The sequence below is a fragment of the Streptomyces sp. NPDC001507 genome, assembly GCF_042894765.1.
Classification (GTDB): Bacteria; Actinomycetota; Actinomycetes; order Streptomycetales; family Streptomycetaceae; genus Streptomyces.
This window is the reverse complement of sequence record NZ_JBIAVV010000001.1, coordinates 801,432-826,980: the sequence shown is the minus strand read 5'-3', so window position 1 is coordinate 826,980 and position 25,549 is coordinate 801,432. Positions and strand designations below refer to the sequence as shown.

Genomic DNA, 25,549 nt, shown 5'->3' with positions numbered 1-25,549 from the left:
TGACAAGGCTCGGCGTGACACGCGGCCGCGGACACGGAGGGTGCCGCACCTCCCCGGTTCATCCGTTCACTCCTTTGACCGGGCAGACCGCAGGCTTGTGACGCACCCGGCTCGCAGAGAGGGAGGGCCGTGCTGTGCTCGTTGTTCCGGATCCGAAGGTCGTCAGAGGACTACTGACCCGGTACGCGTCTGTGCGGATCGGGCTCGCGGAAAGCGCGGGACGGGAAAGGGCACGCGAGCTCGAGGACGTGAGGTACACGCCGCGCATCACGATGGGCACCCGGAACGTGCACGAGGCCGTAGCGGCCGCGGACGCGCTACTCGGCGCACCGGTCGGCAGTCCGGCGCGTTCGCTGCGCGCATGAACGACCGTCGCCCCACGGTCCGGCCCTGACCGAACCTGCGTGCCTACGCCTTGCCGTCCTCGGGGGGATGGGCGAACCGGGTCAGCAGCTCCGTCAGCTGCTCGCGCTCGCCCGCCGCCAGGCCGGCGACCAGGCGTTCGGCCGGCGGTCTTGCCGCCACGTGCGCCGCGTCGAAGAGCTCCAGGCCCCGAGGGGTGATCTCCACGGCCCGCACCCGCCTGTCCCCCGGAACCGGCCTGCGCACCGCCAGCCCCATCCGCTCCAGGTCGTCCACGACCCTCATGACCCCCGCCTTGTCGGACCCCGTCGCCGGCCCCAGATCCCGCTGCACGGTCGGCCCGCGGTCCACCAGAACCAGCAGCACCGCGAAATGCCGCAACTCGATACCCAGCGGCCGCAACGCCTCCGTCATCGCCCCCGCCACCCGCCAGTGCGCCCGCCGCAGCAACAAGCCGAGGGCAAAGGGAGATACGTCTCCGGGACGGTCGGTCGCACGCGAACCGACCGAGGGGTGCGGAGTATCAGCGGGCACGGTGGCAGATTACCAGATATGTACTCATTCGATACGGTAGCGTTTGAAACGAACTGTTGCACGCGCGGTGCGCCGGGCGTCGCTCAGTCCGGCGGCGGCGACGCCGCGAAGCCGTCCCTCGTCTCCCGAACGCCTCGGTGTCACACCTTGCCGCGCTGTCCGGTCAGTAGTGCGTACCAGCAATTCCTCAAGGAGGACACATGGACGCACGTCTCGACTACTACGGCAATCCCTTCGCGGGCAAGGTGCTCAGGCACCTCATGTCGACCAGCAAGGTGCTGTCGGACTCGACGCTGCCCGCCACCGTTCAGCATCTGGTGGAGATCCGCGCCAGCCAGATCAACGGCTGCGGCTTCTGCACCGACATGCACACCAAAGAGGCCGCGCACGCCGGGGAGACCGATGTGCGGCTCAACCTGATCGCCGCCTGGCGGGAGGCGACGGTCTTCACCGAGGCCGAGCGTGCCGCGCTGGAGCTGGCCGAGCAGGGCACCCGCGTCGCGGACGCGGCGGGTGGTGTCACCGACGAGGCCTGGGCGGACGCCGCCGAGCACTTCGACGAGGAGCAACTCGCCGCGCTGACCACCCTCATCGCCGTCATCAACGCCTACAACCGCATCAACATCATCACCCGGCAGCCGGCCGGCGGCTACAAGGTCGGCATGTTCGGCTGAGCCGCTCCGCACACCCCGGTGTCGCAGCCGGAATTGCATAATTGCGGGCGCGCGCCCGCGCTGTAAGGCAAGGTGTCGTGAGACCGGCTCGGCCGACGCGAGGTCGTCCGATCCGGGCCGGTCTACGAGGGTGCTTCAGGAATGAGAGGCCGGTGAGACGTCCTGGGAGCCTGACGACGAGGTGAGTACCGGGCCCACCTGCGCGCCCGAACCGGTCAGGACAGCCAGTCGGCGTAGCGGGTGGGGGCGAGGTGGGCGTTCCTGTCGGTGAGGACGTCGCCCTTGACCACGGCGAACATGCCGGCGGTGGGGTCGGTGACGACGGTACGGGGGTCGCCCTTGCGGGACAGCGTGATCCGGCCCAGTTCGTCCAGGGGGAAGATCTCGGGGCCGGCGATGTTGCGGATCCCGTTCAGCGGGGGGCCTGCGGCGACCTCCGCCACCGCATCGGCCACGTCCCCGGAGGCGATGGGCTGGATGGGCGTGACAGGAAGCCGGACGGTGTCCGCGTCGGCGGTCCAGGACAGCACCGCATCCATGAAGTCCATGAACTGCGTGGCCCGGACGATCGAGTAGGGGATCGGCCCGTCCGCCAGGATCTTCTCCTGGAGCGTCTTGGCACGGTAGTAGTCCATCTCGGGCACCTGGTCCGTGCCGACGATCGACAGGATCACGAAGTGGCCGACACCGGCCCCCTCGGCCGCCGCCAGCAGGTTGTCCATCGAGGTCCGGAAGAAGGCGAGGGAGGCGTCGTCGAAGGTCGGGGAGTTCGTCAGGTTGACGACGACGTCGGCTCCCGTGAGCGCCTCGTCCAGCCCCTGTCCGGTGATGACGTCGACTCCCGTGGACTGCGAGTGCGGTACGGCCTCGTGCCCCGCGGCGTTCAGGGCCTTGACGACCTGCGACCCGATCAGTCCCGTACCGCCGATGACTGCGAACCTCATGACGTGCCCTTTCACCGGTAGTACGCCCGAAGTGAGACATAAGCCACTATATGCAGGCCATATGTGATTCACTCGGGCACCTGCGCCCGAGCGCTGGGGCCTGCTGGGGCGTCACCACAGCGAAGACGTGCCGGTCAACCGACTGTCCAGCCTGGCGCCTGCGCCGGCACAGCGCCCCCTGACGCACGCGCGCCACAGGACCGCACTCCTCCGGAGCCGGTCTCCTTCCGCCAGGCCTCGACGCACCGTCGCCCGCGCGTGCGGCCCGGCCGGGGACGAGACCGCTCAGCGCTCGTCGGCCGGCGCCGGCCACAGCGCCCGCACCGCGTCAGGCACCTCGACCACGACAGCCGGATCGAGCAGAGCCACTTGGAGGATGTAGCCGGGGAGGACGGAGAGCATCGTCGCAGCGATCCCCTCGGCCGTCGCGCCCGTCGGCAGACCGCCCCGTTCCTGGTTTTCACGGACCAGCGTGACGAGATTGGCGCGTATCCCGCCCATGAGGTGGTCGAGCTTGTCCGCCAGCGACCGGTTGCGCATGGCCTCTCCCCAGACCAGAACCGCGAGGCCGGCCACGTCCTCCTCGGCGGACTTGGCCCGGATCACGTCCAGCAGTTCGGCCATGACCTCCCCCATGGACCGCCCCTGCCGGCTCACGGCGACGGCGACCGTGATGTCGAGGACGTCGCGCATGTTCTCCTCGGCGATCGCGAGGATCATCTCGTCCTTGCTGGTGAAGTGCCGGTACACCGCACCAGCGGACAGCCCCGACTCCGCGAACAGGTCCTGCATGGACGTGGAGTGGAACCCGTCACGCAGGAAGCAACGGCGCGCCGCGTCCAGGATCTGCTTGCGGCGGGCGTCCATGTGCTGCTGGGTGACCTTGGGCATGGGATCAGGCTACCAAAGAAAACGAACATTCGTGTTGACGTCCGCCAACCCGGCAGTCCAGACTTGGCCTTCAAGAAAAACGATCATTCTTTTTTGCGAGAGGCCAGGTCGTGAGGAACCCCTTGTCAGGACACCGGGCATGGCGGGAAGCAGCCATCGCCGCCGTGGCGCTGCCCATAGCGATCGCACTGGCGGTGATGGCGTTCGCCTGGCCGGCGGGGCGGATCTCGCCGCGCGACGTCCCGGTCGGGATCGTGGGCACGGGGCCGGCCGGTCAACACGCGGTGGAGGCACTGACCCGGCAGCAGCCCGGCGCCTTCGACTTCCGTCTCTATCCCGACCAGCAGGCGGCGCGCTCGGCGATCAGGAGCCGGGAGGTCTACGGCGCCTTCGCCGTCTCCGGCAACGGCGTCACCGTACTCGAGGCCACTGCCGCGAGCCCCTCCGTGGCCCAGCTTCTGACCGATGTCGGACAGAAGCTGGCGGACAAGGCCACCCAGCAGAAGGTTGCCGAGCAGAAGGCGGCCCAGCAGAAGGCTGCCGAGCGGAAGGCTGCCGAGCGGAAGTCCGGCAGTGCGCATTCCCCGGCGAAGGTTCACCAGCAGGCCGGCGACGGGCAGGGGGCCGCCGGTGCCGATTCCCCCGCGCAGATCGTCGCGAAGTCGGTCGACGTGGTGCCCGTCGCCCCGGACGACCCCCGGGGCGCGGTGTTCAGCTCGTCGGTGTTCCCGCTCACCATCTGCGGCATCCTGATCGGGGCGTTCGTCACGATGGCTCGCGGCCTGGCACGCCCGCGGCACCGGGTGCTGACGCTTCTCGTCTCATGCGGCGTCGCGGCTCTCGGCGTCTATCTCGTCGCCCAGGGTTTCCTCGGGGCGCTGCCCCACCACCACGTGGCCACATGGGCGGTCCTGACGCTCGACCTGCTCTCCGTCAGCGCCACCGCCGCCGGAGTGATCCGGCTCCTGGGGCCGGCAGGCCTCGGACTCAGCGCCGCGCTCATGGTCTTCGTCGGAAACGCCTTCTCCGGCGCCACCTCCGCTCCGGAGCTGCTCCCCGAGGGCGCGGACCGCGTCGGCCAGTGGCTGCCCCCGGGCGCCGGAGCCGGTCTGCTGCGCGACACCACGTACTTCGACGGCCACGCCGGCACCGGTCACCTCACCGTGCTCGCCCTGTGGACCGTCTGCGGGCTCACCGCAGTCATGTGCGGGCACTGGGTCATCAGGGAATCCCGTGGCACGAGGGCCGGTACACCGGCATCCGGTGAGTTGCTCCCGGCACTGCCCGGAGCCGGCTCCGGGCCGGCGGTCCGGCACCACGCGCACGCCCGTCGCCATGACGGCGAGGACTGAACCGAGCGCTTCATCTGCGCGAGCCGTCGCACCGCGACGGCTCGCGCCGTACCGGAACGGACGCACACCATGCCTGCCCGACAAGACCCGCACCCGGCGCACCGGACCGAGCATCCGCGGTCGGCCGACACCTCTCCGGCCATCACCCGGGCCTTCGCCCTGCTCAGCAACGGCTGGAACGGCCTGATCCTCATGGCTTTGGCCAAAGGATCGGCCGACTCCGCACAGATCCGCGAGCGCGTCACCGGCATCAGCAGCCGCACGCTCGCCCGGCGGCTCCGGGAACTGTCCGCGATGGATCTGGTCACCCAAGACGTCCGGCCCGGGCCGTCATCGCGAACCCGTTACGCACTCTCTCCGCACGGCAACGCCTTCCTCATCCCCCTGGCCGTTCTGTTCCTGTGGGCGGAGGATCACCTTCCTGCGGGCGAGGAACGGCCCCCGGCCTCTCCGTAGGCCTGCCCGGAACGGAAGGTCCGGCACTGCTGCTGCCGCAACCACCCTGCGTCCCGTCGGCAGCCCGCGGCATGGCGACCGTGTCACCGGAGCAGGGGCTCGCGTCCCACGGCGACGCGGGGGTCCGCGGACGTCGCGGACACCAGAACGGGTCGCCTGCCGGGCACGGGCGGTACCCCGACGGCCTCCGCGGGTGGCGGTGCGGGGGCGAGATCCTCTTCGGCCCAGACCACTTTGCCGCCCGACTCGGTGCGGGAGCCCCATCTGCGGGACAGCTGGGCGACCAGGAAGAGGCCGCGACCGTTCTCGTCATGGGTGCGTGCGCTGACCTGCCGTGGGGCGCAGGCGCTCGAGTCGAACACCTCGCAGGTCAGGACCTGGTGGTGGATCAGGCGCAGGGTGACCTGACCGCCGGCGTGGCGGACGGCGTTGGTGACCAGTTCGCTGACGATCAGCTTCGTGGCGTCCGCGAGGCCTTCCAGGCCCCATTCGGCCAGCTGACGGGCTGACAGGTGCCGGGCACTGCGGGCCGCGGTCTGGTCGCCGGGCAGTGTCCAGGAGGCCACCTGGGAGGGGCTGGTCGTACGGGTCCGGACGAGGAGCAGCGTGGCGTCGTCGGAGGGTGCCTGCCCCGGAAAGGTCTCCATCGCGCGGCCGCAGAGTTCTTCCAGTGGGCGGCCCGGTTGCGCCAGGGCGCCGCCGAGGCGGTGCATGCCGACGTCGATGTCGTGGTCGCGGGTCTCGACGAGGCCGTCGGTGTACAGACCGAGGAGACTTCCCTCGGGCAGCTCCAGCTCGGCGGCCTCGAAGGGGACGCCCAGCCCCATGCCCAGCGGGGTCCCGGTGGGCAGGTCGGGGAAGGAGACCCGCCCCTGCGGGTCGACGACCGCGGGCGGAGGGTGCCCGGCCCGCGCCATGGTGCACCGGCGGGTGACCGGGTCGTAGACCGCGTACAGACAGGTGGCGCCCACCGCCGGCGAGTACTGCTCCGGAGCGTCGGCGTCGTCCTCGGCCAGCCGCTGGACGGTGTCGTCGAGGTGGGTCAGCAGTTCGTCGGGGGGCAGCTCCATGTCGGCAAGGGTGCGTACGGCGGTGCGGAGCCGGCCCATGGTCGCGGCGGCGTTGATCCCGTGTCCGACCACGTCGCCGACGACGAGGGCCACCCGCGCGCCGGACAGCGGTATCACGTCGAACCAGTCGCCGCCGACGCCGTGGTCCATGTCGGCGGGCAGGTAGCGGGATGCCGTCTCGACCGCCGCGCCGCCCTTCAGCCGGTGCGGGAGCAGATTCCGCTGGAGGGCGAGGGCAGCGGTGTGCTCACGGGCGTACTGGCGCGCGTTGTCCAGCGCCAGCGCGGCACGGCTGACGAGTTCCTCGGCAAGGAGGACGTCGACCTCCTGGAACGGCCCCGGGTCCGAGGTGCGGACGAACAGCACCATGCCCAGCAGGACGCGCCGGGCGCGGATGGGTACGAGCATCAGGGAGTGGATGCCGTTCTCCTGGATCGTCCGCGCCCGCTCCGGGTCCTGGTCGATCCAGGTGCCCGGAGCGGTGTCCAGGACCGGCTCCAGATGGGGCATCCCGGTGCGCAGGACGTCGGTGAAGGGGGAGGCGGCCGGCCAGGGGACCACCTCGCCGTGCGCCCACGGGGACTCCGGGACCCCCTGGTGGATCGACGCCAGGCCGGCGCGCCGGAACACGGGCAGGCGCCGTTCCGTGGAGCCGATGCGGACCGGGGGTCCTTCGCCGAACGGGACCGACTCCTCGAGGTCGACGGCGACGTAGTCGGCGAGCAGCGGGACGGCCAGCTCGGCCAGTTCCTGACTGGTCCGCATCACGTCCAGGGTGCTGCCGAGGTGGGTGCCGACCTCGCTGAGGATGGCCAGGCGGTCGCGTGCCCGCCGGCTCTCGGTGAGGTCGACACTGATGACGCACACCCCCAGCACCTGGCCGTCGGCGTCCTGGAGGCAGAAGATCGAAGCCGCGTACGTGTGCTCGCGGTGCGGGCTCGACGGCAGCCACGTCCGGTGGTCCTGGACCCTGGCGGGCCCGCCCCGCATCACCTCTCGCATCGCCGACTCGAGGGTTTCGGCCTCGGCACCCGGACGCACGTCGGTGAACCGCCGTCCGAGCCGCCGGTCGCGGGAGATGCCGTCGTGGCTCTCCATCGTGTCGTTCACCCAGGTGCACCGCAGTTGCGGGTCCCGTACGACGATGCCCATGGGGACGCGGGCGAGCAGCGACTCCCGGACGAGTCCGTTCACCGGTTCCCCTGAGGCCTCGCCGATGTCGGTCACTGAGACGAGCCACCGGACGGTTTCGCCGTGCCCGCACAGCATCGAGACCCGCAGGCTCACGTCGAGCCCGTGCCCGTCCCTGTGCCGTACCGTCGTCGTGCCCGACCAGCCGCGCTGGTCACGGCACCGGTCGACGAACTCCGCCGTCGTCGGTGCTTCTTCGGAGTGCGGCAGTACGGCCGCCGCCGACCGGCCCACGACGTCGCCGGCCGAGTACCCGACGAGCCGTTCGGCGGCCCGCGTCCATCCGACCACCGTCCCCTGCTCGTCGAGCATCGCGATCGCCGACTCCGAGGGCTCGTGAACGTTCGGCTGCCTGCGGTGTACCGCTCTGTCTGTGCTGATCATCTGATCGTCGTCCTCGGATAGGTGGCGGTCGCGGACTTGAGCGCAATTACGCCCTGCTTGTCCCCTTTCAGGCCATTGACCGGATGGCGCTTCGACCTGTGACAGGGGTCACTGCTGCAGCTCCGGCGGGCGGACGTGCACGGCGGGCCGCCGAACTCGGCGGCGACGAGTGGGGGCACCCTGGGCGGGGTGCCGCACTTGAACCGCATCCCGTACGGGGAACCCGGCACCGCCTGATTCCCGGCCGTTCCCGCCCGGGCGGCGCGGCCCCCGGCGGCACCCCTCCCCCGCTCGCGCGCTCACAGGAATTTGACAGTGCGGACGGACATCCACCATGCTTCCATTAATTCATTAACACAAGCATGGTGAAGCCGAGGAAGGCGACGTGATCGACTACCGGATCGACCGCGGCAGCGGCGTACCGGCCTATGTACAGATCGTCGAGCAGACCGAACGAGCGCTCCGGATGGGGTTCCTCAAGGTCGGGGACAAGCTGCCCACGGCCAAGGAGGTGGTGGCGGCGACCGCCATCAACCCCAACACCGTGCTTCGCGCCTACCGCGACCTGGAGCAGGCCGGCCTGGTCGAACTCCGCCGCGGCCTCGGCACCTTCGTGACGCGATCACTCGCCCGTCCCGGCGCGGAGGACGACTCCCCGCTGCGCCGGGAGGTCACCGACTGGGTGACCCGCGCCCGGGCCGAAGGCCTGGAGCGGGCCGATGTCCTCGCCATGGTCACTGCGGCCCTGGACGCCCACGACGACGAACACGACAGCCACACCCCGGGCGACCGGGAACGTACGAAGGAGGACGCATGACCGGGCCTGACGCGCCGGCCGCGGTGCGCGCCACGGGACTCGGATTCCGGTACCGAAGGCGGGGCGGCTGGGCCCTGCGGGACTGCGAGTTCACCGTGCCCGGCGGCCGGATAGCCGCCCTCGTCGGACGCAACGGCGCCGGCAAGAGCACCGCACGCGCTGACCCCGCGACGCCACCGAAGAAAGGTCTCGTATGCCTGTCAACGCACGTACCAGACGCTCCCGCATACTCATCGCCGTCGCGACGGCGGCCGCCGTCGTCGTGGCCGTCGCCGTGACCCTGGCCCTCACGGTGACGACCTACGAGCACACCTCGCCGCGCGCCGCCCGGGACAGGGCATCGGGATCGGTCACCGGAGACGTCGACTGCCGCAGGGCGAAGTGCGTGGCCCTCAGCTTCGACGGCGGCCCCAGCCCGACGACTCCCAGGCTGCTGGACATCCTCAAGCAGCAGCATCTGCACGCAACCTTCTTCGTGCAGGGCAGGGGGCACATCTCGAAGTACCCCGGCATCCTGCGCCGCATCGCGCAGGAGGGTGACGAGATCGGCAACCACACCTGGACTCACCCGAGGCTGACGGATCTCGACGAGGCCGGCGCCCGTGCGGAGCTGACCCGGACCCAGAACGCCATCGAGAGGATCACCGGCACCAGGCCCGTCCTGATGCGTCCGCCGGAGGGCCGTACGGACCGCAAGGTGGCCAAGGTCTGCCGGGAACTCGGGCTGGCTCAGGTGCTGTGGAGCGTCACCGCCAAGGACTACGAGACGACGGACTCGGCGCTGATCACCAAGCGGGTTCTCGAACAGACCCACCGCGACGGCATCATCCTGCTGCACGACCTGCACAAGGGGACCGTGCCCGCCGTCCCCGGGATCCTCAAGGCGCTCAAGCAGCGTGGCTACACCGTCGTCACGGTGTCGCAACTGCTCGCCCCCGCCAAGCCCCAGCCCGGGATGGTCTACCGTCCCTGAGGTGCCTCGCCGAGCGCGCCCCAGAACGCGCAGTGGTGGCGGGACTCCGCCGTCCGGGTGGGCACGACGTGGTCCGGTGCCAGGGAGAGCACCGTGTGCCGGGACCAGGCCGGCGCCGACGGGCCGTTCGGGTCGGCGGTGCGGGCGAAGCGGGTCCAGTAGTCGATCATGATGTCGGCCAGCCGGTGCTGTGCCGCGGTCAGTTCGCGGGGCCGGCCGCCCAGGTCGAAGAGGTAGGGCAGTTCACTCGCGTGCGGTGCGCCGAGCGGGAACGGCGGTGTGCCCGGGGTGAGGGGCGGAGCGTGCTCGTCGGCGAACTCGTACCGCCAGACCGGGACCCGGGCCGCGAGCAGGCCGCCGGTACGCGCCGTCGGACAGGCGAAGTCCGCGTCGCCGATGACCGCGCCGAACACCGGGCCGCCGTCGGCGCCGTGCACCGGGTACTCGCGGACGACCGCCTTCGGCTGCCCCGGGGAGGGGAAGAAGGCGGCGGCGACGTCGGGCCAGGTGGCGGGGGTGACGGGGTTGCCGGCCTGGATGATGCCGGCGGCCCAGCCGTTGCCCTCGTCATGGTTGTTCCCGATGAGCACGGGGACCAGGTGGAAGCGGCCGTCGGCGATCGCCGCCGCGGGATCGCCGGGCAGCAACGGGGTGACGTAGGCGGGCTGTTGGTCCGTGTCCTGGGCCGCCAGCAGCCGGGAGACACGCACGCGCCGCAGGCAGGCGAGGACGTCGCGGGAGGAGCCGCAGCCGACTTTCGCCGCGAGGTCCGCGCCCGCGTCGCGTGCCGTGGACAGGGGAACGGCGGACGGTGCGAAGGGGCGGTCGGGACTGCCGGTGCAGGGGCCGCTCTCGATGATCGCCCGGTCGAAGAGTCCGGCCGCCGCGGGTGAGGCGAGTTGGGCGCAGACGCTGTAGCCGCCCGCGGACTCGCCGGCCAGCGTCACGTCGTGCGGGTCGCCGCCGAACACACCGATGCCGGCACGGACCCAGCGCAGCGCCGCCTGCTGGTCGGCCAGCCCGAAGGTGCCGGAGCCGGGCAGCCCGGCGTGCGCGAGGAAACCGAGCGCCCCCAGGCGGTAGTTGACGGTCACGACCACGACGTCGCCCCGGACCGCCATGCGGTGGGCGTCGTACGAGCTGCCCGCCCCGGTGGTGAAACCGCCGCCGTGCAGCCACACGATCACCGGCCTGGGGTGCGACGGGCTCGCGCCGTCGGGTGTCGTGACGTTCAGGTGGAGGCAGTCCTCGTCGGTGCTACCACCGGGCACCTCGCCGGCCTGCTGTGGGCAGGCGGTCGCGGGCCGGGTCGCGTCCCGTACCCCTGGCCAGGCGACCGGTCGGCGCGGGGCCGCCCAGCGCAGCGCGCCGACCGGCGGGGCCGCGTAGGGGATGCCCTCGAAGGTGCGGTATCCGTCGTGGGCGGCGCCCCGCACCAGCCCGTCGCGGGTGTGCACCGTCGTCGCGACGGTGGGCCGGGCGGGTGGCGCCGGAGACCAGGCCGTCACGAGCACGGCGGTCAGGGCGCAGGCCAGGGTGGTCAGGGTCCGGTGCATGGTCGTCGTCTCCCCCTTGCGGTCGGTTCTCCCGCCGTGCGGTCAGTTCTCCCGCCGTGCGGTCAGTTTTCCCGCCGTGCGGTCGGTCATCCCGCCCTGCGGTCTGCGGTCGGTGCCCCGCCCTGCGGTCTGCGGTCGGTGCCCTGTCTTGCGGTCGGTCTTCCCGCCCCGCGGTCAGCTGCCGCCCATGCCGCCCTGCGCGGCGACCATGGTCGTCGGCAGCGCGCGTACGGCGTGCTCCAGGCCGGGCGCGAGGGCACCGAGGCGCCTCGTGCAGGCGTCGATACGGCCCCGGTGGGTCTTCTGGTCCTGCCGTGACACGACCGCGCGGACCCGGCCCGCCGCGGCCAGCGCCACCAGCACGGCGTCGGCGTCGGGAACCTCCCGCACGGGGACGTCGCCGTGCAGCGCCGCGGACACCCTGGCGCGCAGTGCCGCGGACACGGCGTGATCCGTCACCGTCGACCGCCGGGCGCCGACGCGGAAGCGGGGCGCCCGCAGCGTGAGGAGTCCGGCTGCGGCGAGCCGGTCCTCGACCTCCGTCAGGCTTCGCCTGCGGTGCCGGCGCACGAGCTGCTTCCAGCCGCGCCCGCCGACGGCGTCACGCAGCACCCCGTCCAGGACGGGGTCGCCGGTCGGTTCCGTGCCGGACACGGTGACCGTGCCGCGATCCTCTCCGAGCCGGCCGCGCAGTGCGAGGTCGATGAGGGCGGCGGCACGGACCAGCAACTCGGTCCGGGAACGGTCGTACGGGCCTTCGGCCGCGTCGTCGTGGGCGAGCAGGTACATGAGGCAGGCCAGGTCATCGGTCACATCTCGACGCTAGGGCCGGTCACCCGGGCCGCGGATCGGCCGCCGGGACGGACCGTGACTGGGAGCACGGGAGGACGGCGGCCCGGTCTCCTCCCTGAGGAGGAGAGGCCGGTGGCGGTGACGTCAGGCGCGGCGCGGTCGTACGAGGCCGTGGTCGTAGGCGGCGACGACGGCCTGGACGCGGTCGCGCAGGCCCAGTTTGCGCAGCACCGCCGTGACGTGGTTCTTCACGGTGGCCTCCGACAGGCGCAGCCGCTCGGCGATCTCCGCGTTCGACAGTGCCTGCCCGATCAGCGTCAGCACCTCCCGCTCGCGGCCGGAGAGGTCCCGCAGCGACGGCGGCGGCGCCGGGTCGGGCGTGGTGCGCAGGAACCGGTCGAGGACTCGGCTCAGTACGGTGGGCGCCAGCAGCGCGTCACCGCGCGCGGTGACCCGGATGGCGTCGACGAGTTCGGGGGCGCGGATGTCCTTCAGCAGGAATCCGCTCGCTCCGGCCCGCAGTGCGTCGACCACGTGCGCGTCCACGTCCCAGGTGGTCAGCACGAGCACCCGGGCCCGGCCGCCGTCCGCCACGATCCGGCGGGTCGCCTCGATGCCGTCCACGACGGGCATGCGGACGTCCATCAGCACCACGTCGGGCGCCAGCTCCCGCGTCAGCCGCACCGCTTCGCCGCCGTCGGACGCCTCACCGACCACCTCCAGGTCGTCCCGGGCGTCGATGATCATGCGGAAGCCGGTACGGACCAGGGCCTGGTCGTCGGCCAGGACCACACGCAGCGTCATGACACACCCTCCACCGGCAGCCGCGCCGCCACCTCGAACCCGCCGCCGGCCAGTGGGCCCGCACGCAGGCTGCCGCCCACGAGCCGTACCCGCTCCCGCATTCCCACGAGCCCGCGCCCCGCTCCCGCCGTACCCGAACGCCCCTGCGCGGTAAGGCCGTTGTCGACCACGGTGACCTCCACACATGTCCCTTCCAGCAGCACGCGCACGCTCACCTCGTCGGCGTCCGTGGCATGGCGCAGGGTGTTGGTCAGGGCTTCCTGCACGATCCGGTACGCCGTCAGGTCCAGCGCGGCCGGCAGTGCGTCGGTGGCGCCGTCGCGGTCGACGTGCACGGTCATCCCGGTCGCCCGCACGGTGTCGGCCAATTCGTCCAGTCGCGCCAGCGAGGGCCCCGGTTGTCGCAGTTCGCCGGTTTCCCCCGCGCTCTCGTCGGGCCCGAACGCCCGCAGCAGCAGGCGCAGTTCACCGAGCGCCGAGCGGGCACCCGACTCGATGGCCCGCAGCGCCTCGCGGGCCTGTTCGGGCTGCCGGGTGAAGACGTCGTCGGCGGCGCCCGCCTGGACGACCATCACGGACAGGGTGTGTGCCACGACGTCGTGCACCTCGCGTGCGATCCGCGCCCGCTCCTCGACCACGGCCCGGCGCGTCTCCGACCTCGTCCGGGCCCGCTGCGCCCTGCGCCACTGCCCGGCGGTCCACGCCAGGACCACCGTGAGCAGGTAGACCGCGAGGCCGGCGGGGCCGCCCGCGCCGAAGGACAGCGGCGCCGGCAGGCACATCGCCACGAGCGCCCGCGCGGACACCCGCCGCGGTCTGATCGCCGACAGCACGCACAGGGCGACCTGCGCCCCGAGCAGGGCGCCGGTCAGGGTCACCGGCGGCAGCAGCGCCCACACCGCGAGCCCCGCCGCCGCGGTCGCGGCCAGTACGGCGGCCGGGGCGCGCGCCACCCACCTCAGCGCGCAGACCTGGACGAGGACCAGCGCCACGGCCGCGGGCAGCCGCCCTGCGTGTTCCGCGCCGACGACGAGCACCGAGGCGCCGAGGACGGCGAGCACCAGCCCGGCCGACCCCCACCACAGGGCCCGCGCCGACCGGGGCGACGGCTCCTCCCCCGCTGCCCCGGCGAGCACCCCGTCCGGCTGCCTGTCGCTGCGGTCCACGTCTCGACCCTATCCGTTCCGTGATGGGATCGACGGGACGCGCCGTTCTACGAGGTTCCGGTCGCCGACCTGGTCGTGACAGTGCGGTACGTCCCGGATCGGCGCCGCCGGGCAGCCGACGGAGACGCCGCCTCCTCCGTCTTACTGCTTCGACCGGACGGCACCTGGGTGCTCTGAGCCACAGGCGGCGGGGGATTCAGGACGCGGCGCGAAGTTCGGCGTACAGCTCCGCCCCGGTCCAGGTGCGCGGGGTGGTCTCCGCCTCGTGCACGAGGGCGGCGAGCCGGGCGTTGGCGGCGGCGTCCTGTCCGTGGCTGCGGGCGAGGGCGACGATCTCGCCCTGGAGGGAGTCGATCTCCGTGGGGCGGCCCCGTTGCAGGTCCTCCCACATCGACGAGCGCGCGTGCGCGTCGATCCGCAGCGAGGCCGCGGCCACCCGGCGGAACACGGCGTCGGGCAGTCCGAGTATGTAGGGGGTCAGGCGGGGCGAGGCCGGGCCGAGGCGGGCGGGAGCGATTCCGGCGGCGCGGTAGGCGGTGAGGGCTTCGCGCTGGCACAGGGCCAGGCAGCGGCGGTAGGCCCGTTGGCCGAGTTGGTCGCGCAGCGGCAGCCCGGACAGGGCGTTGATCGCGTTGTTGAGGTTCATCAGCAGTTTGGCGTGCTGCACGGCGGTCATGTCGGTGCGGGCCTCGACGGCCAGGTCCGCGCTGCGCAGGGCCGTGTGCAGGGTGTCGTCGGGCTCGGTCATGAGGGTGCCCGGCATGCCCTGGTGGACGGCGCCGGGTCGGGGCTGGACCACGTTGTAGGGCACCATCCCGGCGAGCACGGTGTGTCCCGGCAGGGCGGGGCGCAGGGTGGCGGGGTTGTGCAGGCCGTTCTGGAAGCTGACCACGACGGCGCCGGGGGCGAGGTGGGCGGCGAGGTCCTTGGCGGCGGCCTCGGTTCCGGCGGTCTTGACGGTGACCAGCACGTAGTCCGCGTCGGCCGCGGCGCCGGGCTCGGTGGCGAGGGTCAGCCGCTCGGGCGCGAGGTGCACGGGCGGACGGGCGCCGACGGTGAGTGTGAGCCCTCGCTCACGCAGTACCTCCATGCCGGAGAGGCGGCCGATGAACACCACCTGGTAGCCGGCCGCGACGAGGTGGCCGCCGAGATGGCAGCCGATGCTGCCGGCGCCGAGGACGGCGAAACGGGGCTTCGACACGGGTGACCTCCGGTGCATCGACGGTGGCGGCGCGGTTGCGGCCCGGGCCGGTCGGCCACCCTAGCGTTCTCGGACGGGGTCGTCGGTGGCCTGTGCCCTCTCTGGGCCCGGGTCACCGCGAGCCTGCGGCCACCAGGGTCGCGGTGATGGGTTCGAGCTCGGTGATCAGCTCGTCGAGTTCGGCGGGTGACAGGGCGGCGTAGGGCTGGGTGGCGAGTTCGTCGGTGAGGGTTTCGATGCCTTGTTTCGTCGCGCGGCCGGCGTCGGTGAAGTGGCCGTCGGAGTCGATGAGTCCGCGTTCGCGCAGGCCGTCCATGACCGTGGCCAGGCGCTCCTTCGGCAGGTGGTGAATGCGTCCGAACGACTCCGGGGGGTGGATGCCCTGTTCCAGAGCGGAGAGCACGTGGGCCTCCGTACCGCCGATGCGCGCGCCGACGAGGGCGGCGATGTGCCCGTCGCCGCGGTGCTCGCGCAGCATGGTCGCGGAATGCCACAGCCGGGCGACGGGATCGCCGGGTATCTCGAGGGTGCGCATGCCGGCGTACATCACCCGCCCTTCGGTGGGGGCGCTCGTCGCGGCCTTGGTGGTCAGGTCCGCGGCGCGCAGCAGGCCCGGTGAGTCGGCCGTCCCCGCGCCGAGGATGCGCCACAGGGAGGCCGCGCTGCCCCGCTGCCGCGCGGCGAGGGACGCCTCGGGCGGGATCGTCTCCCAGGCACGGGGGATGTGCCGTGCGGCCTCCCCGTCGGCGAAGTTGTAGAAGGCCGCGTGCACGACATGGGCCGGCACCCGTCCCAGTGGTGCGGCGCGGCCGGCGAAGTAGCCGTCCCAGTAGCCGCGGTGGCCGAGTGCGGCCAGTTCCTCGTTGCACTCGTCGGCCAGGTAGGTGACCAGGCAGATCGGCTCCAGGAGCTCGAACATGCGCCGGGCGACGTGAGTCATCGGGTGCAAGCGGGTGTTGCCCATCGGTCTTCTCCCTTGGTGAGGTGTGCCGGCTTGGACCGTCCGGCACACCGAAAGTCATCGGCGGCCGAGGAGAGGCAGTGCAGATGGGCTTGCGTGCCGTCGACTGGCCGTCGTGCCGGGACTGGAGGCCGTCCCGGCGACGTGTGCACCCGCTTCCCCGGCCGGCCTCACACCGAGAACTCGCGTATCACCGTGTTGCGGAACACCGCGCTGCCGCCGATCGTGAACAGTGCCAGCCGGGTGTCCAGCAGGTACGGGAACACCTGGCTGGTGTGCACGTAGCGGCCGTCGTCGACGAACATCTCCACCGACGTGCGGTCCACCAGGATGCGCAGCTTCACCGTGCCGGCGGCCTGGTCGAACGGGGTGTGGCTCTCCTGCCACTTGCCGGACGTGTCGGCGTTCACCGTGTTGCGCCGGTTGAGGAAGGCGTAGTCGGCGTAGATCCCGGCGTCGATGTGCCGACCGCCGTCGGGTGAGCGCCTCAGCTGGAGGCCGGCGCCGGTGAGCCGGGACCAGGTGATCTCGGTCGTCACCTCGTAGGAGATTCCGGTGTAGTCGAGCACCTTCGTGCCGTCCACGGTCACGTCGCCCAGGTTCACGGTGCGGGAGACATGCGAGTCGAGGCCGGCGACGGGCCGGGAGGCGAGGTAGTAGGTGCTGTCGGACGCCTTCTTGAGGGTGATCTCGCGGACGACGGAGTCGGTGCCGTTGAAGCCGTCGCAGTCGATGGTGGGGGTGGTGTGGGCGTAGTCCCAGTCGTTCACCCAGCCGATCGCGTACCGGGCGGCCGGGTCCACCGCGCCGCGGGCGTCCCGCTTCTCGAAGGTGACGGCGGCGTACCAGTCCCAGCCGTGGTCGAGCCACTGGGGGTCGTTCGCGTCAGGGGTGAACGCGCTGCCGTCGAAGGAACCCGTCCAGTAGGCGTACGTGTTGGGCAGCCCCGAGCCCTTGCCGTTGGCGCTCGCGCCGAGCACCCACTTGACGGTGCCGTCGCCGGCGGTGATGCGGAACAGGTCGGGGCACTCCAGGACGCCGATGCCGTCGTGCGCGAATCCGTCCACGTAGGTCCAGGACGTGAGGTCGTCGGACTGGTAGAAGCCGATCTTGTCGTTCTCGGCGAGGGCCATCACCCAGCGGCCCCGGTCCTCGTCGCGGATCACCTTGGGGTCGCGGAAGTCGGCGACGCCCGGGTTGGGCAGGACGGGGTCGGTCCCGTGGTTGCCGAAGGTGACACCGCCGTCGGTCGAGTAGTACAGGAACTGTTCCTGGTGGTCGGTGCCGCCGCCGGGGGACATGGTGACGATGACGACGACCGCGCCGGCGCCCAGTCCGGCCGTGTTGCCGGTGTCGACCACCGCCGAACCCGACCAGAGGTCGCCGTTGGGCGTGGTGTCCTTGGGCACGGCGACCCCGCGGTCGGTGAAGGAGACCAGGTCCTTGGTGGTGGCCAGGCGCCACGCGGTACCGACGGCGCCGGTGAAGTAGTCGGCGTTGTAGAGGTAGTAGTAGCGGTACTCGCCGTCGATCCAGACGGGCCGCTGCGGGTCGTTCTTCCACTGGTCGGGAACCGTGAAGTGGTACGCGGCGCGGTAACTCGCCCCGCTCGCGGCGGCCTTGGGCTTCTTCTTGATCGCGGCTTCGGGCTGCGGGGCGGCCGTGGCCGTCGCGACGGGCAGCAGTGCGGCGGCGGTGCCCGCCGCCGATCCCGCGAACAGTGCTCTCCTGGAAATCCCTGATGTTCCGGGCATGACGCATCGTTCCTCTCATGACGACTCGTGAGGGCGCGTGGCGGCTTCGTGTGAACGAGGACTGTAGACCTAACTCGTTAAAGGTCAAGCGGTCCCGACCCCTTGACAGGCCTGTTGCGCGGTTCTCATCATCTGGGGCATCAACCCTGATCTAACACGAGTTAGGCCCGTTGGATGACTGACTCGCACCTCCCCCGCCGCACGCTCCTGCGGTACGGCGCGTACGGGGCGGGAGCGGCCGCCCTGGCCGCGACCGCCGCGAGCTGGGACCGGCTCACGGGAGCCGACATCCCCGGCCGCGACGACGGCTCCCTCGTCGTCGCCACCCTCGGCTCCGCCTTCGACCCGGCCACCGTCGACGCCCTCGCCAAGGGCTTCCACCGGCTCCACCCGGACATCCCGCTGCGGGTGAACGCGGTGCAGGCCGTCGACTGGTCGGATTTCTTCGCGAAGATCCTCACCCAGATCGCCGCGGGCAGCGCGCCCGATCTGGTGTACGTGGCCACCGAGGGCGTGCAGCTGTTCGCCCGGCGGCTCGGCGTGCCACTGGACCGCTGGGTACGGCGGGACGCGGCAGAGCTGCGTGAGTACTTCGCCGACGTCCACCCCTCGCTGGTGGAGTCGATGATGTACGAGGGCAACCTCTACCAGCTGCCGATGGAGTTCAACGCCGCCGACATGTACCTCAACAAGCAGGTACTCAAGCGGGCGGGCGCGGGATTCCCGGCGGCCGACTGGAGCCGCGACGACTTCACCGCGCTGCTGCGGGAGATGAAGCGGGCCGGCGACGCGCACTTCACTCCGTACTTCTGGACAAACCGGCTGTGGGGCGGCGTGGTGCCCTGGCTCTTCGCGAACGACACGAACCTGCTCCGGGAGTCGAAGGCGCCCGGCGGCTCCTGGCTGTGGGACGCCTTCTACCCGGCCGCCGACCGGCGGGGGCGCGGCGGGGGCTTCCGCTGGACGACCCCGCAGGCCACCGACGGCCGGGTCGAGGAGGCGTACGACTACCTCGCCTCCCTCGTCCAGGAAAACCTGTGCACCCGGCCCGAGGGCGGCAACGGCAGCAACCTGGTCGGCGTGTTCTCCACCGGCCGCGTCGGCGTCACGCCGGCGGGCGGATTCTGGGCGGGCGGTCTGCATCTGGCCGGCATGCGGGCCGCCGACTACGACGTGCAGTACTTCCCGCGCTGGCGTACCCGGCGCCACCAGTTCGGCGCGGCGGGCTACGCGCTGCTGCGCACCTCGAAGAAGCAGGAAGCCGCCTGGGAGTTCATCAAATACGCGGCCCGCAAGGACACCATGACCCGGCTGTTCCAGAGCAACCAGACCACCCCGGCCCGGCGTTCGATGCTGAACGCCGCCCGCTACGCCGCGAGCGGCCCGGCGCACTGGCAGGTCTTCTACGACACCCTCGACCGGTTCCCCGACACCGGCCCGATCCCCGCGCCACCGCAGGTCGCCGAGGTGACCGACGTCCTGCTCAAGTACACCGGCACCGCGCTGGCCTCGCCGCGTGCGGTGGGCCCCGCGCTGCGCCGGATGCAGGGCGACCTGGAGCAGGCCATGGAGCGTGAGGTATGACGAACACCCAGGTCCCGGCCGTAGGTCAACGGCCCTCCGCGCCACCCGCCGTCGCCGTGCGGCCCTCCGTCCGCGACCGTGGCGCCCGGCTGCTGGCCGCGCTGTTCCTGGCGCCCACGATCGTCGGCATCGTCGTCTTCACGGTCGTGCCGATCATCGGGTCCGTCGTGCTGAGCCTGTTCCACTGGAACGTGATCGACCCGCCGCGCTTCGCCGGCGGCGCCAACTACCGTACGACGTTCACGGACTCGACCGTCCTGGTCTCCTTCCGCAACACGCTCCTCTTCATGGTCCTCGCGGTCGCGCTGCAACTGCTGATCGCGCTGGTGCTGGCGCTCGCGCTGAACGGCCGGATGCCGGTGTGGCTGCGCTCGGTGTTCCGGTCGGCGTTCTTCTTCCCTCTGGTGCTGTCCGCCGCCTCGATCTCGGTGGTGATGAAGTACCTGTTCAACCAGGACTTCGGGGTGGTGAACTGGCTGATCGGCCTGGTCGGCGTCGCGCCCGTGCCCTGGCTGACCTCGGAGCACGCGGCCATGGCCACGGTGATCCTGGTCTACGTGTGGCAGCAGTTCGGTTTCTCGTTCCTGCTGTTCGTCGGCGGTCTGAACAACATCCCCAAGGAGATCCACGAGGCCGCCGCCCTCGACGGCGCGAGCGGCCTGCGCAAGCACCTCGGCATCACGCTGCCGCTGCTGTCGCCGACGCTGCTCGTCGCGTCGGTGGTCGGCATCATCAACGCCCTCCAGGTCTTCGAGCAGCCCTACGTCCTCACCGACGGCGGACCCGGCGACGCCACCCGCACCGTGGTGATGGTGATCTACGAGCGTGCCTTCGAGCAGCTGGACTTCGGCGAGGCATCCGCGGTGGGCGTGCTGCTCTTCGCGCTGATCATGGCGGTCACCGCCCTCCAGTTCCGGCTCAGCCGGCGTTACGTCCACTACCAGTGAGCCGGTGAGCCGCATGAGTCAAGCAACCCTGTCCCTGAGCCGCGTACGTCACTCGCTCGCCCCCTGGACCCGGATCGCCGGACTGACCGTGTGCGCCCTGCTGACGCTCGGCCCGGTCATCTGGACCGTCTCCACCTCCCTGCGCACCCCGGCCCAGTCCTTCGACCTGCCTCCGCAGATCATCCCGGCGCACCCGACGACCGCGGCCTACCGCGGGGTCTTCCAGCAGATCGACGTGTGGCTGCTCGCCCTCAACTCCACGCTGGTGACCGCGCTGATCGCCGTCGGCCAGATGATCACCGCCGGTCTCGCCGGATACGCCTTCGCGCGCCTGGAGTTCCGCTGCAAGAAGCCGCTGTTCGGCCTGGTCCTGGCGACGATGATGGTGCCGTTGCAGGTCACCATCGTGCCCGTGTTCCTGGTGCTGAAGTCGATGCACCTCACCGACACACTCCTCGGCCTGATCATCCCGGCCTTCCCGACCGCCTTCGGCACCTTCCTGATGCGCCAGTACTTCCTCGGCATGCCGAAGGACCTGGGCGAGGCGGCCATGCTGGACGGCGCGGGGCCCTGGCGGATCTTCCGCTCGGTGTACGCGCCGCTGGCCGCACCCGGCCTGGCGATCGTCGGCGTGCTGGCCTTCAACTACCACTGGAACGAGTTCTTCCGCCCGCTGATCCTGGAGACCTCCGGCCAGAACTACACGCTTCCGCTGGGCCTGGTCTCTCTCCAGGGCAACCTCGGCACCGGGTCGATCTCGGTGGTCCTGGCCGGGGTCGTGCTCTCGATGCTCCCGGCCGTCGCCGTGTTCGTCGCCGGCCAGCGCCCGCTGCGCGAGGGCATCACGTCCGCAGGAGTCAACCGTTGAGCAATGACCCCAACACCCCGCGTCTCAGAGTCCGTCCGACCACCGGCTGGATCAACGACCCCAATGGGCCCTTCCGTTGGCGGGACCGCTACCACCTCTTCTACCAGCACAACCCCGACGCACCGGTACACGCGAACGTCCACTGGGGACATGCCTCCAGCGCCGACCTCGCGCACTGGGAGCACCACCCGATCGCGCTCACCCCGACGCCCGGCGGCCGCGACGAGGCCGGCTGCTGGTCGGGCTGCGTGGTCGACGACGCCGGCACACCGACCGCCGTGTACACGGGAGTCGACCGTGCCCACGCCGGCCTCGGCGCCGTCTGCCTGGCGCGGGCGGCGGACCCGGACGACGAGCGGCTGACCGAGTGGAAGCCGCTGCCGACGCCCGTGGTGGCCGGGCCGCCGCCGGGACTGGACGTGGTGATGTTCCGCGACCCGTTCGTCTTCCGCCACGCGGACCGGCGCTGGGCCCTCGTCGGGGCCGGGCACGCCGACGGCACACCGTCCGTCCTGCTCTACGACTGCGACGACCTGGCCGACTGGCGGTTCGCCGGTGTGCTGCTGGACGGCCGGGATCCGGTGGCCGTCGCCGCGTTCGGCGACAAGGCGGTGGGCTGGGAGTGCCCGCACCTGTACGAGACAGCGGGCGGCGACCACGTCCTTCTGGTGTCCCTGTGGGACGGGGATCCCTGCTCGACCGGATACCTGACCGGCCGTCTGCAAACGGACGCCCAGGGAACGTTGAGGTTCGTGACGCGGACCGGCGGCCGGCTCGACCAGGGGCGGGACTTCTACGCTCCCGCCGTGCTGCAGGAACCGGACCGCACACTGCTGTGGGGCTGGTCGTGGGAGGCCCGCCCGCAGGACGAGGTGCACCGGGCCGGATGGGCCGGCGTACTCACCGCGCCACGGGTCGTCGACGTACACCCCGACGGTTCACTGCGCGTCCGTCCGGCCCCGGAACTCGACCTGCTCCGCCCGGCCGAGCCGTTCGTCACCGCGCCGGGCCGGGTTCCGCTGCCGACGACGTACGACCTGACGATCACGGCCTGCGAACCGACCACGGTGAGCCTGCTCCGGGACGCGTCGGGCCGGGGTCTGGCCCTCCGGGCCGACCCCGCCGGCGGAACCGTCGTCCTCGACCGCAGTGCCTGGCCCCGGACCGGCAGGGAGGGCTCCGCCCCGATCACCGTGCACGTGCCGAAGGCGCCGGAACTCGCGCTCCGGCTGCTCGTCGACGGCTCGCTCCTCGAACTCTTCGTCGCGGAGCGGGCGATGGTCACCGAGCGCGTCTACCGGCGCCCGGGCGACATCGCCGAGCTGGTGGTCGAGGGGCCCGGTGCCCGGGTCACGGGTTGGGCGCCGGAGCCACGGAGGCGCGGCTGACCACGGGGCAGGCCAGACGCCGGACGGTCGCGGGCGGCGTCCGGCCGGTGTCGATGGCGTCCAGGAGCAGCCGGGCCGCCGCCTCGCCCATCGCCCGGTGCGGCAGCGCGACCGAGGTGAGGGGCGGGGTGAGGAACGCGGCCATGTGCTCCTGGTCGTCGTAACCGACCACCGACAGATCGGCGGGGACGTCGATCCCGAGCCGGGTCGCGGCGTGCAGGACGCCCGCCGCGACCCGGTCGTTGTAGCACAGGACGCCGGTGGGGCGGCGGTCCGGTCCGACCCCGTCGAACAGGCGCAGCGCCCCCGCGTGTCCCGCCGAGATCTCCCCACCGCCGCGCACGATCCACTTCTCGGGCACGGTGACGCCCTCGGCGCGCAGCGCGTCGCGGAAGCCGCGGGTGCGTTCGGCCGAGGCGATGTCGTCCAGACCGCCGATCACGGCGAGCCGGCGGTGGCCCGCGTCGAGCAGCAGGCGGGCCGCGGTACGGCCACCGGCACGCTCGGCGGGGACCACGGCGGGCAGGGAGTCGTCCTCGGGCAGGCAGTTGGCCAGCACGGAGTGGGTGCGGTGCAGGCCCTCGGGGACGCGGACCCGGCGCAGTGACATGGCCGCGTAGATGATGCCGTCCACGCGCCGGTCGAGCAGCTCCGCGACGGCCGCGTCCTCCTTGGCAGGGTCACCGCCGGAGTCGACGGTGAGGACGAGGTGGTCGCTGTCCCAGGCCGTCTCCATGGCCCCGCGCAGCAGCCGGCCGGCGAACGGCGAGGACGCGATCTCGTCGGTGACCAGCCCGATCACGGCCGTCCGGCGACGGCGCAGACCGCGGGCGACGGGATCGGGGCGGTAGCCCAGCTGTGCGGCGGCCTGCCGGATGCGTTCCTGGGTTGCGGGCGAGAGGTTGCCCTCGGCCCGGCCGTTGAACACGAAGGACACCGCGGTGTGCGACACACCGGCGAGCCGGGCCACGTCCCGTGACGTCGGGCGCCCGGTGCCCGTGCTCCTGCTCTCCTCGGCACCGCCCACGCCGTCCGCCGCCCTCGCCCAGCCCGTCCCTGTCGATCACCGCCCACCCTATCCGCGGGGAGTATCGCAGCACACGGGAGATCCCCAGGGCGCCGCGGCGTGGGCGTCCGACGTGATCACCGGATCCCCCGGAGGGCGGAGACCGCTCCGGACCGGACGCCTCCTTCGCGGAGGCCTGCCGGGCGCACGACGGGTGGACTCGCGCGGCCGGTCGGCTGGTAGTCAGCCTGGATTCACACCGTCGCGGCGGTCAGCGCCCGCCGCGATGTGCCGGGGGCCGGTCGAGCCCACCGGACGACGGTCCTTGCGGGCCACCACCCAGGGCAGCTCCCGTCAGCCCCCGGACGCCGCCAGCGTCACCGACTTGTACTCGATGTACTGGGCGAGCCCCACCGCGCCGTACTCGCGGCCGATGCCGCTGGCCTTGTGGCCGCCGAAGGGGCCGTCGAAGGAGATGGGCGCGCCGTTGACGGTGACCGTGCCGGTGCGCAGGCGGCGGGCGACTTCGAGGGCGTGGGTCTCGTCGGCGGACCACACGCCGCCGGAGAGGCCGTACTCGGAGTCGTTGGCGATCCGCACCGCGTCGTCCTCGTCGTCGTAGGGGATGACCACGAGGACCGGGCCGAAGATCTCCTCCTGGGCGATCCGCAGGGAGTTGTCGACGTCGGCGAAGACGGTCGGGGTGACGTAGTTGCCGTTCTCCAGGCCCGGCGGGACCTGCGGGCCGCCGGTGACGAGCCGCGCGCCCTCCCTGATGCCGAGTTCGATGTAGTCGCGCACGCGCTGCTGCTGGTCCCGGCGGACCATCGGGCCGATGAAGGTGCCGGGGTCGGCCGGGTCGCCGACCTTGAGCGACTCCACCAGGTCCTTGAGGGCGGTGACCACGTCCTCGTACCGGCTGCGCGGCGCGAGGACGCGGGTCTGCGCGATGCAGGCCTCGCCGTTGTTGAGGAGCGAGGCGAACTTCAGTCCCGCCACCGCCCGTTCGAGATCCGCGTCCGGCAGGATGATCGCGGCTGACTTGCCGCCCAGCTCCAGGCTGACCCGCTTGAGCTGCTCGCCCGCGATGGCGGCGATCCTGCGGCCGGCCCGGGTCGAGCCGGTGAACGCGATCTTGTCGACGTCGCGGTGCGAGACGAGGTACTCACTGGTCTCCCGGTCGGCGGGCAGCACGCTGATCACGCCCTCGGGCAGCCCGGTCCGCTCCAGCAGTTCGGCGAGCAGCCCCATGCTCAGCGAGTTCTCCGGGGACACCTTCAGGACGACGGTGTTGCCGGCCAGCAGCGCGGGGATGATCTTCGCCATGGCCGCCGAGAACGGGGAGTTCCAGGGGATGACGGCGGCCACGACACCGACGGGCTCGCGGCGCACCACCGTACGGACCGCCGGGGCGGACTCCAGCGTCTCCTCCCAGCCGAACGCCTCCGCCGCCCCGAGGTAGGCCTCGGCCTGCCGGGTGAGTCCCGGCTGGCCGGCCCGGGTGAACCAGCGGGCCGAGCCGTTCTCGGCCGAGACGAGGTCGGCGATCCGCTCGGCGTCGGCCTCCCGCAGGGCGTTCAGCCGCCGTACGAGGGCGATCCGCTCCGCGGGCGCGGTCCGCGGCCAGGGGCCCTCGTCGAAGGCGGCGCGGGCTGCGGCCACGGCCCGGTCCACGTCGGCGGGCCGGGCCTGGGCGGCACGGCCGATGACCGACTGGTCGTGCGGCGACCGGATCTCGAGGAGTGCCGGGTCGCTCGGCGCCGCCCACGAGCCCGCGATGTAGAGACGGTCGTAAGTGATCATGTGCGTTCTCCGAAGGGTTCGAACGGCTCGAATCTGTCATCTGCCACTTCAATGTAGCACTTATGAAAGC

23 protein-coding genes are annotated in these 25,549 nt (G+C 71.9%); 10 read left to right on the top strand and 13 right to left on the bottom strand.

Annotated elements, in window-relative coordinates; all coding sequences use genetic code 11:
• Nucleotides 1-134 precede the first annotated feature (134 nt).
• Entirely contained in the window at nucleotides 135-365 is a 231-nt protein-coding gene (locus ACFY0K_RS03800; RefSeq protein WP_390638428.1) for a DUF5133 domain-containing protein, read from the top strand.
• A gap of 43 nt (nucleotides 366-408) precedes the next feature.
• Here ACFY0K_RS03800 and ACFY0K_RS03795 read toward each other — a convergent pair whose 3' ends face one another.
• On the bottom strand, nucleotides 409-777 hold the full coding sequence (locus ACFY0K_RS03795; RefSeq protein ID WP_390638427.1) for a MarR family winged helix-turn-helix transcriptional regulator: 369 nt from the start codon (nucleotides 775-777) through the stop codon (nucleotides 409-411).
• Between the two features lie 320 nt (nucleotides 778-1,097).
• Between ACFY0K_RS03795 and ACFY0K_RS03790 the strand changes: the two genes are divergently transcribed.
• Entirely contained in the window at nucleotides 1,098-1,571 is a 474-nt protein-coding gene (locus tag ACFY0K_RS03790) for a carboxymuconolactone decarboxylase family protein (protein ID WP_388599233.1), read from the top strand.
• A 215-nt stretch (nucleotides 1,572-1,786) separates the two neighbouring features.
• On the opposite strand, the gene ACFY0K_RS03785 is transcribed toward ACFY0K_RS03790, so the two are convergent.
• Both ACFY0K_RS03785 and ACFY0K_RS03780 read right to left on the bottom strand, forming a co-directional pair.
• Nucleotides 1,787-2,515 carry an SDR family oxidoreductase gene (locus ACFY0K_RS03785; protein ID WP_390638426.1) on the bottom strand — a complete coding sequence of 243 codons (729 nt, stop codon included), beginning with the start codon at nucleotides 2,513-2,515 and terminating at the stop codon, nucleotides 1,787-1,789.
• Between the two features lie 285 nt (nucleotides 2,516-2,800).
• Nucleotides 2,801-3,406, bottom strand: a complete 606-nt coding sequence (locus ACFY0K_RS03780) for a TetR/AcrR family transcriptional regulator (protein ID WP_390638425.1) — start codon at nucleotides 3,404-3,406, stop codon at nucleotides 2,801-2,803.
• A 122-nt stretch (nucleotides 3,407-3,528) separates the two neighbouring features.
• On the opposite strand from ACFY0K_RS03780, the gene ACFY0K_RS03775 reads away from it, so the two are divergent.
• Entirely contained in the window at nucleotides 3,529-4,758 is a 1,230-nt protein-coding gene (locus tag ACFY0K_RS03775; protein WP_390638424.1) for an ABC transporter permease, read from the top strand.
• 69 nt (nucleotides 4,759-4,827) lie between these two features.
• The gene (locus tag ACFY0K_RS03770) at nucleotides 4,828-5,214 is read left to right on the top strand and encodes a winged helix-turn-helix transcriptional regulator (protein WP_390638423.1); all 387 of its coding nucleotides are present in this window, start codon (nucleotides 4,828-4,830) and stop codon (nucleotides 5,212-5,214) included.
• 83 nt (nucleotides 5,215-5,297) lie between these two features.
• Here ACFY0K_RS03770 and ACFY0K_RS03765 read toward each other — a convergent pair whose 3' ends face one another.
• Nucleotides 5,298-7,859: a SpoIIE family protein phosphatase gene (locus ACFY0K_RS03765; RefSeq protein ID WP_390638422.1), complete on the bottom strand. Its 2,562-nt coding sequence runs from the start codon at nucleotides 7,857-7,859 to the stop codon at nucleotides 5,298-5,300.
• 385 nt (nucleotides 7,860-8,244) lie between these two features.
• On the opposite strand from ACFY0K_RS03765, the gene ACFY0K_RS03760 reads away from it, so the two are divergent.
• On the top strand, nucleotides 8,245-8,676 hold the full coding sequence (locus tag ACFY0K_RS03760; RefSeq protein WP_390638421.1) for a GntR family transcriptional regulator: 432 nt from the start codon (nucleotides 8,245-8,247) through the stop codon (nucleotides 8,674-8,676).
• 193 nt (nucleotides 8,677-8,869) lie between these two features.
• Nucleotides 8,870-9,649: a polysaccharide deacetylase family protein gene (locus ACFY0K_RS03755; protein ID WP_390638420.1), complete on the top strand. Its 780-nt coding sequence runs from the start codon at nucleotides 8,870-8,872 to the stop codon at nucleotides 9,647-9,649.
• Here ACFY0K_RS03755 and ACFY0K_RS03750 read toward each other — a convergent pair.
• The 7 genes from ACFY0K_RS03750 to ACFY0K_RS03720 form a co-directional block, all read right to left on the bottom strand.
• Nucleotides 9,637-11,205: a carboxylesterase/lipase family protein gene (locus ACFY0K_RS03750; protein ID WP_390638419.1), complete on the bottom strand. Its 1,569-nt coding sequence runs from the start codon at nucleotides 11,203-11,205 to the stop codon at nucleotides 9,637-9,639. The two genes, ACFY0K_RS03755 and ACFY0K_RS03750, sit on opposite strands and share 13 nt — an antisense overlap.
• 174 nt (nucleotides 11,206-11,379) lie before the next feature.
• Nucleotides 11,380-12,018 carry a GPP34 family phosphoprotein gene (locus tag ACFY0K_RS03745; protein WP_390638418.1) on the bottom strand — a complete coding sequence of 213 codons (639 nt, stop codon included), beginning with the start codon at nucleotides 12,016-12,018 and terminating at the stop codon, nucleotides 11,380-11,382.
• A 123-nt stretch (nucleotides 12,019-12,141) separates the two neighbouring features.
• Entirely contained in the window at nucleotides 12,142-12,801 is a 660-nt protein-coding gene (locus ACFY0K_RS03740) for a response regulator transcription factor (protein ID WP_352355104.1), read from the bottom strand.
• Nucleotides 12,798-13,967, bottom strand: coding sequence for a sensor histidine kinase (locus ACFY0K_RS03735; RefSeq protein ID WP_390638417.1), 1,170 nt, complete (start codon nucleotides 13,965-13,967; stop codon nucleotides 12,798-12,800). The genes ACFY0K_RS03740 and ACFY0K_RS03735 overlap by 4 nt, the downstream gene beginning before the upstream one ends.
• A gap of 196 nt (nucleotides 13,968-14,163) precedes the next feature.
• The gene (locus ACFY0K_RS03730; protein WP_390638416.1) at nucleotides 14,164-15,168 is read right to left on the bottom strand and encodes a 2-dehydropantoate 2-reductase; all 1,005 of its coding nucleotides are present in this window, start codon (nucleotides 15,166-15,168) and stop codon (nucleotides 14,164-14,166) included.
• A 112-nt stretch (nucleotides 15,169-15,280) separates the two neighbouring features.
• The gene (locus ACFY0K_RS03725; protein ID WP_390638415.1) at nucleotides 15,281-16,132 is read right to left on the bottom strand and encodes a MarR family transcriptional regulator; all 852 of its coding nucleotides are present in this window, start codon (nucleotides 16,130-16,132) and stop codon (nucleotides 15,281-15,283) included.
• A 167-nt stretch (nucleotides 16,133-16,299) separates the two neighbouring features.
• Nucleotides 16,300-17,883, bottom strand: coding sequence for a glycoside hydrolase family 32 protein (locus ACFY0K_RS03720; protein ID WP_390638414.1), 1,584 nt, complete (start codon nucleotides 17,881-17,883; stop codon nucleotides 16,300-16,302).
• A 174-nt stretch (nucleotides 17,884-18,057) separates the two neighbouring features.
• Between ACFY0K_RS03720 and ACFY0K_RS03715 the strand changes: the two genes are divergently transcribed.
• From ACFY0K_RS03715 to ACFY0K_RS03700, 4 genes are read left to right on the top strand one after another with little or no spacing between them, the layout of a single operon-like run.
• A complete protein-coding gene (locus tag ACFY0K_RS03715; RefSeq protein ID WP_390638413.1) occupies nucleotides 18,058-19,467 on the top strand; it encodes an extracellular solute-binding protein in 1,410 nt (469 codons plus the stop codon).
• Nucleotides 19,464-20,414, top strand: a complete 951-nt coding sequence (locus ACFY0K_RS03710) for a carbohydrate ABC transporter permease (protein ID WP_390638412.1) — start codon at nucleotides 19,464-19,466, stop codon at nucleotides 20,412-20,414. The genes ACFY0K_RS03715 and ACFY0K_RS03710 overlap by 4 nt, the downstream gene beginning before the upstream one ends.
• Nucleotides 20,415-20,427: 13 nt before the next feature.
• Nucleotides 20,428-21,282 carry a carbohydrate ABC transporter permease gene (locus ACFY0K_RS03705; protein WP_390638411.1) on the top strand — a complete coding sequence of 285 codons (855 nt, stop codon included), beginning with the start codon at nucleotides 20,428-20,430 and terminating at the stop codon, nucleotides 21,280-21,282.
• Entirely contained in the window at nucleotides 21,279-22,670 is a 1,392-nt protein-coding gene (locus ACFY0K_RS03700) for a glycoside hydrolase family 32 protein (protein WP_390638410.1), read from the top strand. The genes ACFY0K_RS03705 and ACFY0K_RS03700 overlap by 4 nt, the downstream gene beginning before the upstream one ends.
• Here ACFY0K_RS03700 and ACFY0K_RS03695 read toward each other — a convergent pair.
• Both ACFY0K_RS03695 and ACFY0K_RS03690 read right to left on the bottom strand, forming a co-directional pair.
• On the bottom strand, nucleotides 22,633-23,697 hold the full coding sequence (locus tag ACFY0K_RS03695; protein WP_390638409.1) for a LacI family DNA-binding transcriptional regulator: 1,065 nt from the start codon (nucleotides 23,695-23,697) through the stop codon (nucleotides 22,633-22,635). The genes ACFY0K_RS03700 and ACFY0K_RS03695 overlap by 38 nt on opposite strands.
• Before the next feature lie 333 nt (nucleotides 23,698-24,030).
• Nucleotides 24,031-25,479, bottom strand: coding sequence for an aldehyde dehydrogenase (locus ACFY0K_RS03690; protein WP_351960636.1), 1,449 nt, complete (start codon nucleotides 25,477-25,479; stop codon nucleotides 24,031-24,033).
• Nucleotides 25,480-25,549 lie beyond the last annotated feature (70 nt).

Bases quoted from the DNA above. Each gene is read 5' to 3' on its own strand.
- ACFY0K_RS03725 (WP_390638415.1), bottom strand. From the start codon at position 16,132: ATGGGCAACACCCGCTTGCACCCGATGACTCACGTCGCCCGGCGCATG.
- ACFY0K_RS03770 (WP_390638423.1), top strand. From the start codon at position 4,828: ATGCCTGCCCGACAAGACCCGCACCCGGCGCACCGGACCGAGCATCCG.
- ACFY0K_RS03755 (WP_390638420.1), top strand. From the start codon at position 8,870: ATGCCTGTCAACGCACGTACCAGACGCTCCCGCATACTCATCGCCGTC.
- ACFY0K_RS03790 (WP_388599233.1), top strand. From the start codon at position 1,098: ATGGACGCACGTCTCGACTACTACGGCAATCCCTTCGCGGGCAAGGTG.
- ACFY0K_RS03715 (WP_390638413.1), top strand. From the start codon at position 18,058: ATGACTGACTCGCACCTCCCCCGCCGCACGCTCCTGCGGTACGGCGCG.
- ACFY0K_RS03705 (WP_390638411.1), top strand. From the start codon at position 20,428: ATGAGTCAAGCAACCCTGTCCCTGAGCCGCGTACGTCACTCGCTCGCC.
- ACFY0K_RS03795 (WP_390638427.1), bottom strand. From the start codon at position 777: ATGACGGAGGCGTTGCGGCCGCTGGGTATCGAGTTGCGGCATTTCGCG.
- ACFY0K_RS03740 (WP_352355104.1), bottom strand. From the start codon at position 12,801: ATGACGCTGCGTGTGGTCCTGGCCGACGACCAGGCCCTGGTCCGTACC.
- ACFY0K_RS03720 (WP_390638414.1), bottom strand. From the start codon at position 17,883: ATGCCCGGAACATCAGGGATTTCCAGGAGAGCACTGTTCGCGGGATCG.
- ACFY0K_RS03710 (WP_390638412.1), top strand. From the start codon at position 19,464: ATGACGAACACCCAGGTCCCGGCCGTAGGTCAACGGCCCTCCGCGCCA.
- ACFY0K_RS03765 (WP_390638422.1), bottom strand. From the start codon at position 7,859: ATGATCAGCACAGACAGAGCGGTACACCGCAGGCAGCCGAACGTTCAC.
- ACFY0K_RS03780 (WP_390638425.1), bottom strand. From the start codon at position 3,406: ATGCCCAAGGTCACCCAGCAGCACATGGACGCCCGCCGCAAGCAGATC.
- ACFY0K_RS03750 (WP_390638419.1), bottom strand. From the start codon at position 11,205: ATGCACCGGACCCTGACCACCCTGGCCTGCGCCCTGACCGCCGTGCTC.
- ACFY0K_RS03785 (WP_390638426.1), bottom strand. From the start codon at position 2,515: ATGAGGTTCGCAGTCATCGGCGGTACGGGACTGATCGGGTCGCAGGTC.
- ACFY0K_RS03690 (WP_351960636.1), bottom strand. From the start codon at position 25,479: ATGATCACTTACGACCGTCTCTACATCGCGGGCTCGTGGGCGGCGCCG.